The sequence below is a fragment of the Novosphingobium marinum genome (assembly GCF_013408095.1).
Lineage (GTDB): Bacteria > Pseudomonadota > Alphaproteobacteria > Sphingomonadales > Sphingomonadaceae > Novosphingobium > Novosphingobium marinum.
In genome coordinates this window covers 117391-130450 of the sequence record NZ_JACBZF010000002.1, presented here as the reverse complement: position 1 = coordinate 130450, position 13060 = coordinate 117391, and the positions used below count along the sequence as shown (strand labels likewise).

The following is a 13060-nucleotide window of genomic DNA, read 5'->3' as shown; positions in this document are numbered from 1 at the left end:
GCTGCGGGACAGTGCGTCCAGACGAGAGGGGAAGCGTTCATGGCAACTGCGAGCAACACCGTCCGCGTCGGCTTCGTCGGCGTTTCGGGCAGCGACGATCCGACGCTCACCGGCTGGGCCAACGTTACCCACCTGCCCGCACTGGAAGCGCTGGACGGCGTTGTGCTGGCAGGGGTTTGCGCGACCTCGCCCGAAAAGGCGCAGGCCGCCGCCGACCGGTTCGGCGTCCCCGGCTATTCCTCGGCGGCCGACATGGCCGCTGCCCAGGGGATCGACATCGTCGCGGTGACGGTGAAGGTGCCCGACCACTACGACGTGGTCACCGCCGCGATCGAAGCGGGCAAGCCCGTCTATTGCGAGTGGCCGCTCGGCAACGGGCTGCTCGAGGCCGAGAAGATGACGCATCACGCCGCGACGCGAGACCTGCGCTGCGCGGTCGGCCTGCAGGCCCGCGCCGCGCCGACGATTCGCTACGTGCGCGACCTGGTGGCGCAGGGCTACATCGGCGATGTGCTGTCGACGACGCTGCTCGGTTCGGGCATGAACTGGGGGCCCGGCATGTTGCTGCGCAACGCCTATACGCTGGACGCCAGGAACGGCGCGACGCTGCTGACCATCGGCGTCGGGCACGCGCTCGACCCGCTCGAATTCTGCCTCGGCAGGATCGAGGAGGTTCAGACGCTTTCGGGCCTGCGGCGCGAGGAGATCCACTTCGTCGAGAACTCGAAGACGGTGAAGGCGACCGCCGAGGACCAGTGGGTCATCGCAGCCCGGCTCGAAAGCGGGGCCGTTGCCTCGATCCATTATCGCGGCGGGCAGGCAGGCGGCCAGAACCTGCGCTGGGAGATCAACGGGACCGAGGGCGATCTCGTGCTGTCGAGCGATTTCGGCCAGATGCAGCCGATGACGCTCGCCCTGGCGGGAGCGAAGGGCGGCGAACGACCCGAGCCGATGGAAATTCCTCCCGAGTACATGCTCGCGGGCGACCTGCCCGACCCGGCGCTCAACGTCGCGCAAGCCTGGGCGCTCTTCGTTTCGGGGAGCGAGGATGCGGCCACGTTCGAGGACGCGCTGCACATGCATCGACTGATCGACGCCATCGACCAGTCGGCACGGACCGGCCGCGCGCTGGTTCGCGAATTCGACAAGGGCGTGGAAGTCTGGTGCGAGGCGCCCTGAAGGCCCGCGCGCTGCCGCGGCTCTGGCTGCTTTCGGACGCGCGCAACGACGCCGTGCTGGAGACCGCGCTGCGCGGCTGGAGCGCACCGGTCGCCTTCGTCTACCGGCACTATCACCTTGCCGCCGGGGAGCGTCGAGAGCGCTTCGAAGCACTGGCCCGGATCGCGCGCATGGAAGGCCACCTCGTCGTCCTCGCATCCGGTGCGGCGACCGCGCTGCGGTGGGGCGCGGACGGCTATTACGCATCGCCGGAGAGCCTTCGTCCCCGGCGCACGGGGCTGGTCGCCGTCGCGACCGCGCACGACCTGCGCGAAATCGGCAGGGCCAACCGCTTCGGCGCCGATGCCGTGATGCTTTCGCCCGTCTTCCCGACCCGCTCGCACCCCGGCGCGCGGACGCTGGGCCCCTTGCGCTTCCGCCTGCTGGCAAGGCGTGCACGAATGCCGGTGATCGCGCTGGGGGGGATGGACCGTGGTCGTGCGGAGCGGATGAAGTGGGAACGCTGGGCCGCGATCGACGGCCTTTCGACCGGACTGCCCCGTCCCGACGCATAAAAATAGGGCCATGTTTGGGGGCACTTAGACTCCGCCCACGTGCTTGGATTCGCTTGGATTCTTGACGCGGAGTCGCGCATGCGGGATTATCCGCGCTCATTCGGGGGACAAGACATGGCGACACGGGCGATGACCTCGGGCGCAAGGCGGGCACGGCCCGACATCCGTGCCGTGCTGCGGCGTGCCGCGCGCCGGGCGAGCGAGCTGGGCGGCGCGGTGCTGCTGTTCGCCGCGATGGTGTTCCTCGCGCTCGCCCTCGTCAGCTACCACCAGACCGACCCTTCCGCCTCGACCGCCGCCGGCGGCGCGGTGCAGAACTGGATGGGCGCGCCCGGCGCGTGGGTGGCGGAGCGCGCGCTGTTCCTGTTCGGCCCGGTCTCGGTGCTGTTTCTCCCGCTGCTTTATGTCTTCGCGCGCAAGCTGTGGCGTCTGGTCGAGGAAGAGGACGGCACCGCCGAGGAAAGCGACCAGCGCTGGTGGCGGCCGATCGGCGTGCTGCTGTTCGCGATGGCGCTGCTCTCCACGGTGCTGGCGCTGGCGTTCGACGGTCCGGGCGGCTCGCTGCCTGCCGGGATGGGCGGCATCACCGGGCTGCTGGGTGCCAAGGCGGTGACAGCGCTTGCCGCGCTGCTCCCCGATGTGGCGCGAGGCTGGGCGATCCTCGGCGTCGCGAGCGTATTCCTGCTGGCGGGCGCGGGGCTTGCGGGCCGGGTCTTCGCGGTCGACTGGGGCGCGCTGCTGACGCTGCCGGGCCGGCTGCGCGGCGCGGTTCCCGCACTGCCGTTCCAGGGCGAGGACGCCGGCGACGACACGGCGCTTGCTCCGCAGCGCGAGCAGAAGCCGCGCGAGGCGAAGGCCCCCGTCCCGCTTGCCGACACGCCGCGCCGCGCGCCCGAGATCAGCGACCCGACGAAACCCGCCAAGCCCGCGCAGCTATCCGCCACCAGCCGGCAGGGCGACCTGTTCGAGGAATACGACCTGCCCAGTCTCGACCTGCTGGCAAACCCGCCCGATCATTCCGCCAAGAAGATCGACAAGCTCAGCCTCGAGCGCAACGCCCGCCTGCTCGAGACGGTGCTCGACGACTTCAACGTCAAGGGCGAGATCACCGCGGTGCGCACCGGCCCTGTCGTCACGATGTACGAGCTGGAGCCCGCTCCCGGCATCAAGGCCAGCCGCGTCATCGGCCTTGCCGACGACATAGCCCGCAACATGAGCGCGGTCTCGGCGCGGGTCTCCTCGATCCCCGGACGCACCGTGATGGGCATCGAGCTGCCAAACGCCGACCGCCAGATGGTCATGCTCAAGGAACTCGTCGCGTGCGAGGCCTTCGCCCACCACAAGGGCATGCTGCCGATCATCCTCGGCAAGGACATCTCGGGCGAGCCGATCGTCGCCGACCTCGCCTCGATGCCGCACCTGCTCGTCGCGGGCACCACCGGGTCGGGCAAGTCGGTGGGCCTCAACTGCATCCTGCTCTCGCTGCTCTACCGGCTCACGCCCGCGCAGTGCCGCCTGATCCTGATCGATCCCAAGGTGCTCGAGCTCAAGAGCTACGACGAGATCCCGCACCTGCTCTCCCCCGTCGTGACCGAGCCGCAGAAGGCGGTGCGGGCGCTGAAATGGGCGGTCGAGGAGATGGAGCGGCGCTATCGCATGATGAGCGAGATCAGCGTGCGCAACCTCGCCGGCTTCAATGAGAAGGTGCGCGCCGCCGCCGCCAAGGGAAAGCCGCTGGGCCGCCGCGTGCAGATCGGCTTCGACCCCGATACGGGCGAGGAACTCTACGAGGAGAACCAGCTCGATTACGAGGTGCTGCCCCAGATCGTGCTCATCGTCGACGAGCTGGCCGACCTCATGGTCACCGTCGGCAAGGAGATCGAGGTGCTGATCCAGCGCCTTTCGCAGAAGAGCCGCGCGGCGGGCATCCACCTCATCATGGCGACGCAGCGCCCCTCGGTCGACGTCATCACCGGCGTCATCAAGGCGAACCTGCCCACCCGCATCAGCTTTGCCGTAACCAGCCGCATCGACAGCCGCACGATCCTGGGCGAGCAGGGAGCAGAGATGCTGCTGGGCAAGGGCGACATGCTCTACAAGCCCAACACCGATCCTATAAAGCGCGTCCACGGCCCGTTCGTCTCGGACGAGGAAGTCGAAAGCGTTGCCGAGTTCTGGCGCGGCCAGGGCACTCCCGAATACGTCGATTCGGTCACCGAGGAGCCGGAGGACGGCGGCTTCGGCTTCGACGACGAACTGACCGCGTCCGACGACCCGGCCGAGCGCAAGTACCGGCAGGTCTGCCAGCTAGTGTTCGAGAACCAGAAGGTCTCGGCAAGCTGGCTGCAACGGCAGATGGGCGTCGGCTACAACACCGCATCGAAGTGGGTCGAGCGCATGGAAACCGACGGCTTCGTCGGCCCCGCCAATCACGTGGGCCGCCGCGACATCTACCGCGACGAGAACGGGAACCCGTTGTAGGGGCAATCAGACGATCGCGCCCCACCGTCGAAACCAAACCGGCGCAACCGGGCCCGTGAAGAAAGGCTGCGTGCTGTTCAACGCAGTCCATTGCACCTTCCCAGCGGCACTTCCGATTGGCTGAAAATCAGTCCGGACGAAATGCGAGCCGCCCTTTCCTACTTGCCGGATGGCTGCCATGACTGCCCGGTATGCGCGCATTTCACGTCGAATTTCGGTGCGATAAACTGTCAACTTCAGGAACGCCGGAACAAAATACTGATCCAAGGCGATAATCCTGCATTTCCAGCAGGGTGACACCGTGTCGCCTTTGTCAACTTCGCCCCGTCCTCTTCGCCCGCATGTTGCCCAAATCCGGCGCAATCTGTTAATAGTTGTGCGCAACGAAATTACGCAAGGAAATCAGCGATGCGTGTCGGCACCGTCCGCGAGATCAAGAACCACGAGTACCGCGTCGGCCTGACGCCAGAAAGCGTGCGCGAGTTCCGTGCGCACGGGCACGAGGTCTGGGTCGAGGCGGGCGCGGGCGAAGGCATCGGGGCCTGGGACCGGGATTTCGAGGCGGCGGGTGCGACGATAAAGCCGGACGCCTCGGACATCTTCACGGGCTGCGAGCTCGTCGTGAAGGTCAAGGAGCCGCAGGCGGTGGAACGCGCGCAGCTTCGCGAGGAGCAGGTGCTGTTCACCTACCTCCACCTCGCTCCCGATCCCGAACAGACCGCCGACCTCGTCAAATCGGGCGTGACCGCCATCGCCTACGAGACGGTGACCGGCCCCGGCAACACGCTGCCGCTGCTCAAGCCGATGAGCCAGGTGGCCGGCCGCATGTCGGTGCAGGCGGGCGCGCATTCGCTCGAAAAGGCACAGGGCGGACGCGGCGTGCTGCTCGGCGGCGTGCCGGGCGTGATGCCCGCCCGCGTCGCGGTGATCGGCGGCGGCGTCGTCGGCTTCAACGCGGCGCAGGTCGCGGTCGGCATGGGCGCGGACGTGACCATCCTCGATCGCAATCCCGAAGTGCTGGAAAAGCTCGGCATCTATTTCGAGGCGCGCGCCAAGACCCGCTTTTCGAGCGAGGCCAACCTGGCCGAGATCATCGCCGAGGCCGACCTCGTCATCGGGGCGGTGCTGGTGCCCGGCGCGGCGGCCCCGCGCCTCGTCACCCGCGAGATGCTGAAGACGATGAAGCAGGGCGCAGTGCTGGTCGACGTCGCGATCGACCAGGGCGGCTGCTTCGAGACGAGCCGGGCGACGACCCACGACGATCCGACCTTCGTGATCGACGGCATCGTCCACTATTGCGTGGCGAACATGCCCGGCGCGGTGGCGCGGACGAGCACCTATGCGCTCAACAACGTCACCCTGCCCCACGCCCTGCGCATCGCCGACATGGGCTGGCGCAAGGCGCTGGGTGCCGACCCGCACCTTGGCGCCGGGCTTAACGTCAATGCCGGGCAGGTGACCTACGAGGCGGTCGCACGCGAGCTGGGCTACGATTACGTGCCGGTGGAGGAACACGTTAACGTCTGATTCGGCATTCGCCTTAACCGGGCTTTGAACCGCGAGGCCGCAATGTCCCGCAATGTGGCGGGCACTTATCAAATGTTTGTTTTTACTGGCGGGATTGCTCGCCGCCCCCGCCTCGGCGGGGGCTGAAACAGAAGGATTTCCCTTCGGTTCCCGCTGCCACGCCGGGGCCGGACCGCAAGAAACCTACGCCTCGGTCGCCGCCGAGCCCGCACGCTGGACCTGCGCGGACAAGGACTGGCCGATGTCGGCGGAGCGGGTCTTCGTCCGTTTCGACCTGACCGGCACCGAGGAAATGCCGCGCGAATTGCGCACGCGGCTCAAGCTGTTCGACACGATGCGGATCACCGCCATCGGCGCGGACGGCAGCGAGGCGAGCAGGAAGCTTACCCCCGAGGGCTTCCGGCCGGCGACGAATGACTGGTTGATGTTCGCGGAACTGCCGCCCGTCGCGGGACCGCCCGCGGCGGTCATCCTGCAGGTGAACGGGGCGCGGCATGCCGGGCTTTTCTCCGACGCCACGCTGACGAGCGCGCCGGCCGACACGCCCGGATCGCTGCGCTTCGAGCTGATCCTGGCAGCGATCTGCGGCCTGCTGTGCGTGCCGCTGGTGTTCAACTTCGCGTTCTACCGGGTCCTGCGCGAGAAATTCCTGCTGTGGCACGCGGTCGCGGTCGTGTTCATGCTGATCCAGACGCTCGTATCGTCGGGGCTGATCAACCGGTTCGCCGACCTGTCGCTAAAGGAACTGTGCCTGATATCGGCGACGAGCTTCAGTGCCGGTATCGTCGCTGCGGCCTACTTCTCGGCGGACCTGATCGAACCCGGCAAGCTCGACCCGGTCCATCGCCTGCTCATGCGGCTGCTCGCCCCGTGGATCGCGGTGTTCACGGCCTTCTACCTCTTCGCCGACGGGCCGCTGCGCCCCTACGCCACGCCCGCCTACTACGCCGCGTTCATCCCGGTGCTCGTCCTGTTCGTGTGGATCATGGCGGTGGCGGCAAGGCGCGGCAGCCGCGCGGTGCGGTTCCAGATCGCGGCCTGGTCGCCGATCATGATCGTCGGCGTCGTCCGCGTCGGCTCGGCGCTGGGGCTGTCCGACGTGCCGCTGGAGCTGCAGCTCGAGCAGCACGTGGCGATCGCGCTCGAGGTGCTGATCACCTCGCTCAGCGTGGCCGACCGGTTCATGATCATCCGCAAGCAGCGCGATCTTGCCCGGGCCGATGCGCGGGTGTTCGAGGCCCGGGCGACACTTGATCCGTTGACCGGGCTGCTCAACCGCGGCGTGATCGAGGAGCGGTTCGATCGCCTGCGCAACGAGGGCTTCCGCACGATGGCGGTGATCGACCTCGACCACTTCAAGCAGGTCAACGACACCCACGGGCACGCGACCGGCGATGCGGTGCTGCGGGCGGTCGCCATAGCCCTGGCCCCCGACGAAGACACCATCGCGGTAAGGCTGGGCGGCGAGGAATTCCTGCTCCTGCTTCGCGGAAGCGATGCTGCCGAACGCGCCGAGCGTCGCCGCATCGCGATTTCCACCCGCACGCTGGCGGAGATTCCCGGGCTCGACCGGCTCGTCACCGCCAGCATGGGGCTCGTCGAGCAGCCAGAGGCCGGTCGCCTCAAGGGCGATTTCGAGGTGCTTTACGCGCACTGCGACAAGCTGCTCTACGAAGCCAAGGCGGCGGGCCGGAACCGGACGATGAGCGAGCGGCTCCAGAGCTTCGCGATATCGCACCGCCGCGCCACGAGGGCCGCCGCCTAGCCGCCGAAGAACGGCGCGGCTATATCAGGCGTGACCCGGGCGAGACGCCCGCTCCCGCGCTCGATCATCGCCCAGGTCGACTTCGCCTTGACGATGACCTTGCCCCCGGCATTGCGGAACTCGACATGCCGGTCGAAACGGGCCCCGCGCGGCGGGTCGGGGATGAAGGTGCGCGCCATGACCGCCTCGCCCTCGCGCACGTTGCCGCGATAGTCGATCTCATGCCGGGTCACGACCCAGAGATACCGTTGGCGGTGTTCGTCCGGCGCGACCGCTTCCCAGTGGGCGATCGCGATGTCCTGCACCCATTCGAGCCAGACCGCGTTGTTGACGTGCCCCATGAAGTCGATGTGATCGTACCCGGCAACGAATTCGAGTTCGAACCCGTTCAAGTCTCCACCCCCATCTGCCAGAGGATGAAGGCGAACTCCTCGGCGGTTTCGTGGAGCGACTGGAAGCGGCCCGACTTGCCGCCGTGTCCCGCCCCCATGTTGGTCTTGAATATCAGTTCGTTGTCGTCGGTCTTCAGCTCACGCAGCCGCGCGACCCATTTCGCAGGCTCCCAGTAGGTCACGCGCGGATCGTTGAGCCCGGCGGTCACCATCATCGGCGGGTAGGCCTGCGCACGCACGTTGTCGTAGGGGCTGTAGCTGCGGATCAGTTCGAACGCGCCCTTGTCCTCGATGGGGTTGCCCCACTCGGGCCATTCGCCCGGCGTCAGTGGCAACGAGGCGTCGAGCATCGTCGCCAGCACGTCCACGAACGGCACCTGCGCGACGACCGCGCCCCATAGCTCGGGGTCCGAATTGACCACCGCACCCATCAGTTCGCCGCCCGCCGAGCCGCCCGAGATGCTGATGCGGCCCTTCGCCGTGTAGCCGTGCTCGACCAGGCCCTTCGCCACGTCGACGAAGTCGTTGAAGGTATTCGTTCGCCGCTCGAGCTTGCCCGCCTTGTACCATGCGCGCCCGAGATCGTCGCCGCCGCGGATGTGCGCTATGGCATAGGCGAACCCGCGATCGACAAGGCTGAGCCGCGCTGTCGAGAAGCCCGGCTCGATGGCAAGTCCGTATGCGCCGTAACCATAGAGGTGCAGCGGCCCGCCGGCCGGCCTGTCCTTGCGCATGACAATGCTGACCGGGATCGCCGTCCCGTCGCGCGCGGCGATCTCGAGGCGCTCGGTGAGGTAGAGGTCCTTGTCGTAGCCCGACGGGATTTCCTGCACCTTGAGCGTTTCCAGTTGCCTGTCCGCGACATGGTAGTCGTAGACCGTGCCGGGGCTGATCATCGACTGGTAGGAAAGCCGCAGGCGATCGACTGCCCATTCGGGATTGTCGGATAGCCCGGCGACGTAGCTCGCTTCGGGAAAGTCGATCGGCTCGACGCGCGCAGGATCGTCGTAGTGGCGTATCTCGACCTGATCGAGCCCGGCCAGGCGTCCTTCGGTCACGAAGAAATCGCGGAAAAGATCGAAGCCGGTCAGGTAGAAGTCGTCGGTTCCCTGGACCAGCGTCGTCCAGCTCGCGGGGTCGGCCAGCGGTGCCGTGGCAAGCCGGAAGTTCTCGTGCGTATCGTTGGCATGGACGAAAAGCGTCGCATCGCCGCCTTCGCGCTCGTCGACGTCGACGTCGTACTCGACGCCCTTCTGCCGCGCGCGCACCAGAACCGGATCGGCCAGCGGATCGGCTGCGGGGACGAGGCGCACCTCGCTCGTCTCGTGATCGCTCGTCGAGATGATCAGCCAGCCCTCGTTGGCCGAAAGCGACGACCCGACGCGAAAGCCCTCGTCGTCCTCGTGGAAAAGCTCAACGTCGCTTGAGGTCGGCTCGCCGAGCCAGTGAAGCCGGGCATTGTCGGTGCGCCAATGCTCGTTGGCGAGCGAGTAGACGATGCCCTTGTCCCCGGCCACCCAGAGCAGCGAGGAGAGCGTGCCGGGAATCTCGTCCGCGAGCAATTCGCCGGTCTCGAGGTTGCGAATCCGGGCAGTGAACCGCTCCGATCCGTTCTCGTCCGCCGAGTACGCGAGCAGCTTGCCGCTCCTGCTGACAGAGATCGCCCCGAGCCGGAAGTAGTCCTTGCCCTCGGCCAGCGCGACCTCGTCGAGGATCAGTTCGTCGGCGCTGCCGTCCTCAGCCGAGCCGACCGGGCGTCGCCACCACTTCTTGTACTCGGCGCCTTCCTCGTATTCGATCCAGTAGAGCCAGTCGCCGTCCTTCTGCGGAACCGACTTGTCGGCCTCCTTGATGCGCGCGCGCATCTCGCGGAACAGGGTCTCGACCGTTTCCCCGTGCGGCTTCATCCGCGCCTCGAACCACGCATTCTCGGCTTCGAGGTGTGCGATCACGGCCTTGTCGGACACGTCCGGATAACCGGGATCGCGCAGCCATGCGTAATCGTCGGACACGGTGATGCCGTGGTGGGTCGTCTCGTGCGGTTTCTTCGCCGCGACGGGCGGCGCGGACTGCGACTGGGTGGAACTTGCCATGCCCTGCATCTATGTTGGCAGCATACCTCCCGCAAGCGGATACCCTGACAATGCTGATGAACACCCACGAAGCCCGTCTCGACGCCCTGCGCAAGGAACTGAAGCACCAGGAGCTCGACGGGTTCGTCATTCCCATTTCCGACGAGCACATGAGCGAATACGTCGGCGCCTACGCCCAGCGGCTCGCATGGCTGACCGGCTTCGGCGGATCGGCGGGCGCGGCGGTCGTGCTGGCCGACGCGACGCGCGATCCGGCGGCGGCGATGTTCGTCGACGGGCGCTACACGATTCAGGTGCGCGACCAGGTTGACGGACGGCTCTACGACTACGAAAGCGTGCCAGACACGAGCATCGCCGAATGGCTGGGCAAGCATGCACCCGCTTCGGCGCGGATCGGCTTCGATCCCTGGCTTCACGGCAAGGCCTGGGTCGAGGCCGCGCGCAAGGCGCTGGCCAAACGCGGCGGCGAACTGGTGGCGGTGGAAAGGAACCCGATCGACGCGGTCTGGGAAGATCGCCCCGCCGCCTCGACCGCTCCCGCGCTCGTCCACGAAACCGCGCTGGCGGGCGAAAGCAGCCAGGCCAAGCGGGCCGCGGTTGCCGAGTGGCTCGCCGGGGAAGACCTCGACGCGACGGTCGTATCCGCGCTCGATTCGATCGCATGGCTGCTCAACATCCGGGGCAGCGACGTCGATCATACGCCGGTGGCGCTCTCCTACATCGTCGCCCGGCGCGACGGCACGGCGGACCTGTTCATCGCAGAAGAAAAGGTCACACCCGAATTGCGCGAACACCTCGGCAACTCGGTGACCATCCGCCCGCGCGACGCCTTCGAGGATGCGCTAGGCGAAATGAAGGGCAAGCGGGTCGCGGTCGATCCCGGCAATGCCGTCCATGCCATCTTCGCGGCGCTCGAAAGCGCGGGGGCGGACATCACGGAAACGCGCGACCCGACGATCCTGCCCAAGGCGATCAAGAACCCCGCCGAACAGCAGGGCCACCGCGATGCGCAGCTGCGCGACGGGACGGCGGTCGCCCGCTTCCTGCACTGGCTTTCGGGCGAAGCGCCGAAGGGCGCGCTGACCGAACTCGACGTCGCAGACCGGCTCTACCGCTTCCGGCAGGAGTGCGGCGACCTGCGCGACCTGTCTTTCGACACGATTTCCGGCGCGGGACCGAACGGCGCGATCTGCCATTATCGCGTCTGCGAGGAGACCAACCGCACGCTCGAGCCGAACAGCGTCTACCTCGTCGATTCGGGCGGGCAGTACCCTGACGGGACGACCGACATCACCCGCACGGTGTGGATCGGCCCCGATGCGCCCCCCGCCGAAGTGAAGGACCGCTTTACCCGCGTCCTCAAGGGCCACATCGCGCTTGCGCTCGCGGTCTTCCCCAGGGGCACGCGCGGCAGCCAGCTCGATACGCTGGCGCGGCAATACCTTTGGCAAGCGGGGCTCGACTATCAGCACGGCACCGGCCACGGCGTCGGCAGCTTCCTCGGCGTGCACGAGGGACCGCAGCGCATTGCCAAGCCGGCCGGCGGGCAGGGCGGGACCGAGCAGGAGCTGCTTCCGGGAATGATCCTGTCGAACGAGCCCGGTTACTACAAGGCAGGCGAATACGGCATCCGGATCGAGAACCTCGTCCTCGTCGAAAAGCGCGAGATCGCGGGGGGCGAAGGCGAATCGATGGGCTTCGAGACGCTTACCCACGTGCCGATCGACCGCACCCTCGTCGCGCCCGGACTGCTCGCCCCGCACGAGCGGCAATGGTGGAACGATTACCACGCGAAGGTGCGCGACCTGCTCGCGCCGAAACTCGATGGCGAGGCGCTCGCCTGGCTCGGGGAGGCATGCCGTCCCTTGTAGGCCGGTTTATGTTCGCGTAATGTTCCTGTCTGGCGAGTCGCAAGGAGAAGCGCGATGATCGGATATGTGACGCTCGGTACCAACGACCTCGAGAAGGCCGCTAAATTCTACGATGCCATCGCCGCCGAGCTCGGCGTGGGCCGCTTCATGGAATACGAGGGCGGCATCGCCTGGGGTGACGCGGAAGGCGGTGCGGGCATCGGCCTGACAAGGCCCTACGACGGCAATGCCGCCACGGTCGGCAACGGCGTGATGGTCGCGCTGCAGGCAGCGGACAAGGCGCAGGTCGATCGCCTGCATGCCCTCGCGCTCGACAACGGCGGCAGTGACGAGGGCGCGCCCGGCCCGCGCGGCGAAGGCGGGTTCTACGCCGCCTATTTCCGCGATCCCGATGGCAACAAGCTCAACGCCTTCGTCATGGGCTGACGCGCCGTGAGCCTTGCGGTAGGATGAACGCTCCGCAGCTCCCGCGACAATTTGCGACAAACTTCTTCCATCGCGGCAAATTTGCGCGACATTCACTTCATATAACGGGTTTCAGAAAGCCGCAGGGTCGTTTCCCTCCCTTCCCCCTCCCCTGCGGCTTTCCCCCTGTTTACCCCCTCGGGGAAAGAATGGAGTTCGAAACGATGAAGAAGCTTGTCCTCGGCGTCTCGATTGCCGCCCTTACCGTGACCGGCGCTGCCTATGCCCAGAACGAAATGCGCCCGCGCGGCGATAGCGACGGCAACGGCGTTATCAGCCGCGACGAAGCGCAGGCCTCCGCTGCCAGCATGTTCGCGCGCATGGACGTGAACGGCGACGGCGTGATCAACCCCGACGACCGCGAAGCGCGCCGCGCTCAGATGTTCGACCGCATCGACACCGACAACGACGGCTCGATCTCGCGCGACGAATTCGAAGCGATGCGCGGCCACCACGGCATGCGCGGCGAACGTGGCGAGCGCGGCGACCGGATGGGCCGCAAGGCCCATAACCGCGGCGGCCACGCCTTCAAGATGATGCGCATGGCCGATGCGAACAACGATGGCGCGATCAGCCAGGCCGAATTCACCGCCGCCGCGATGACCCGCTTCGAGACCGCCGACGCCAACAACGACGGGCAGGTCACGAAGGAAGAGCGTCAGGCCGCCCGCAAGGCGATGCGCGAACAGTGGAGGGAGCGCCGCTCCGACCGCGCCAACTGATGATCCGCCGC

At 67.2% G+C, this 13060-nt stretch carries 11 protein-coding genes; 8 read left to right on the top strand and 3 right to left on the bottom strand.

Going from position 1 to position 13060, the window contains the following annotated elements; translation table 11 throughout:
• Positions 1 to 39: 39 nt before the first annotated feature.
• The 3 genes from FHS75_RS05280 (at position 40) to FHS75_RS05270 (ending at position 4214) form a co-directional block, all read left to right on the top strand.
• Positions 40 to 1179, top strand: a complete 1140-nt coding sequence (locus tag FHS75_RS05280; RefSeq protein WP_179406696.1) for a Gfo/Idh/MocA family protein — start codon at positions 40 to 42, stop codon at positions 1177 to 1179.
• The gene (locus FHS75_RS05275) at positions 1164 to 1733 is read left to right on the top strand and encodes a thiamine phosphate synthase (protein ID WP_229735648.1); all 570 of its coding nucleotides are present in this window, start codon (positions 1164 to 1166) and stop codon (positions 1731 to 1733) included. The genes FHS75_RS05280 and FHS75_RS05275 overlap by 16 nt, the downstream gene beginning before the upstream one ends.
• A gap of 114 nt (positions 1734 to 1847) precedes the next feature.
• Positions 1848 to 4214, top strand: coding sequence for a DNA translocase FtsK (locus FHS75_RS05270; RefSeq protein ID WP_179406695.1), 2367 nt, complete (start codon positions 1848 to 1850; stop codon positions 4212 to 4214).
• A 6-nt stretch (positions 4215 to 4220) separates the two neighbouring features.
• Here FHS75_RS05270 and FHS75_RS05265 read toward each other — a convergent pair whose 3' ends face one another.
• Entirely contained in the window at positions 4221 to 4481 is a 261-nt protein-coding gene (locus tag FHS75_RS05265; protein ID WP_179406694.1) for a hypothetical protein, read from the bottom strand.
• A 141-nt stretch (positions 4482 to 4622) separates the two neighbouring features.
• Here FHS75_RS05265 and ald point away from each other — a divergent pair, with 141 nt between their 5' ends.
• Together ald and FHS75_RS05255 are read left to right on the top strand one after the other, a co-directional pair.
• Entirely contained in the window at positions 4623 to 5741 is a 1119-nt protein-coding gene (gene ald / locus FHS75_RS05260) for an alanine dehydrogenase (protein WP_179406693.1), read from the top strand.
• A 241-nt stretch (positions 5742 to 5982) separates the two neighbouring features.
• Positions 5983 to 7506, top strand: a complete 1524-nt coding sequence (locus FHS75_RS05255) for a sensor domain-containing diguanylate cyclase (RefSeq protein ID WP_179406692.1) — start codon at positions 5983 to 5985, stop codon at positions 7504 to 7506.
• Here FHS75_RS05255 and FHS75_RS05250 read toward each other — a convergent pair.
• Positions 7503 to 7898: an acyl-CoA thioesterase gene (locus FHS75_RS05250; protein ID WP_342356002.1), complete on the bottom strand. Its 396-nt coding sequence runs from the start codon at positions 7896 to 7898 to the stop codon at positions 7503 to 7505. The two genes, FHS75_RS05255 and FHS75_RS05250, sit on opposite strands and share 4 nt — an antisense overlap.
• On the bottom strand, positions 7895 to 10000 hold the full coding sequence (locus FHS75_RS05245) for a S9 family peptidase (protein WP_179406691.1): 2106 nt from the start codon (positions 9998 to 10000) through the stop codon (positions 7895 to 7897). Before FHS75_RS05245 ends, FHS75_RS05250 begins: the two co-directional genes overlap by 4 nt.
• Before the next feature lie 41 nt (positions 10001 to 10041).
• On the opposite strand from FHS75_RS05245, the gene FHS75_RS05240 reads away from it, so the two are divergent.
• The 3 genes from FHS75_RS05240 (at position 10042) to FHS75_RS05230 (ending at position 13049) form a co-directional block, all read left to right on the top strand.
• Positions 10042 to 11862, top strand: coding sequence for an aminopeptidase P family protein (locus FHS75_RS05240; RefSeq protein WP_179406690.1), 1821 nt, complete (start codon positions 10042 to 10044; stop codon positions 11860 to 11862).
• 54 nt (positions 11863 to 11916) lie between these two features.
• Positions 11917 to 12288 (top strand): VOC family protein, encoded by a 372-nt coding sequence (locus FHS75_RS05235; protein WP_179406689.1) that lies wholly within the window; start codon positions 11917 to 11919, stop codon positions 12286 to 12288.
• 203 nt (positions 12289 to 12491) lie between these two features.
• Positions 12492 to 13049: an EF-hand domain-containing protein gene (locus FHS75_RS05230; protein WP_179406688.1), complete on the top strand. Its 558-nt coding sequence runs from the start codon at positions 12492 to 12494 to the stop codon at positions 13047 to 13049.
• The last annotated feature ends 11 nt before the right edge of the window (positions 13050 to 13060 follow it).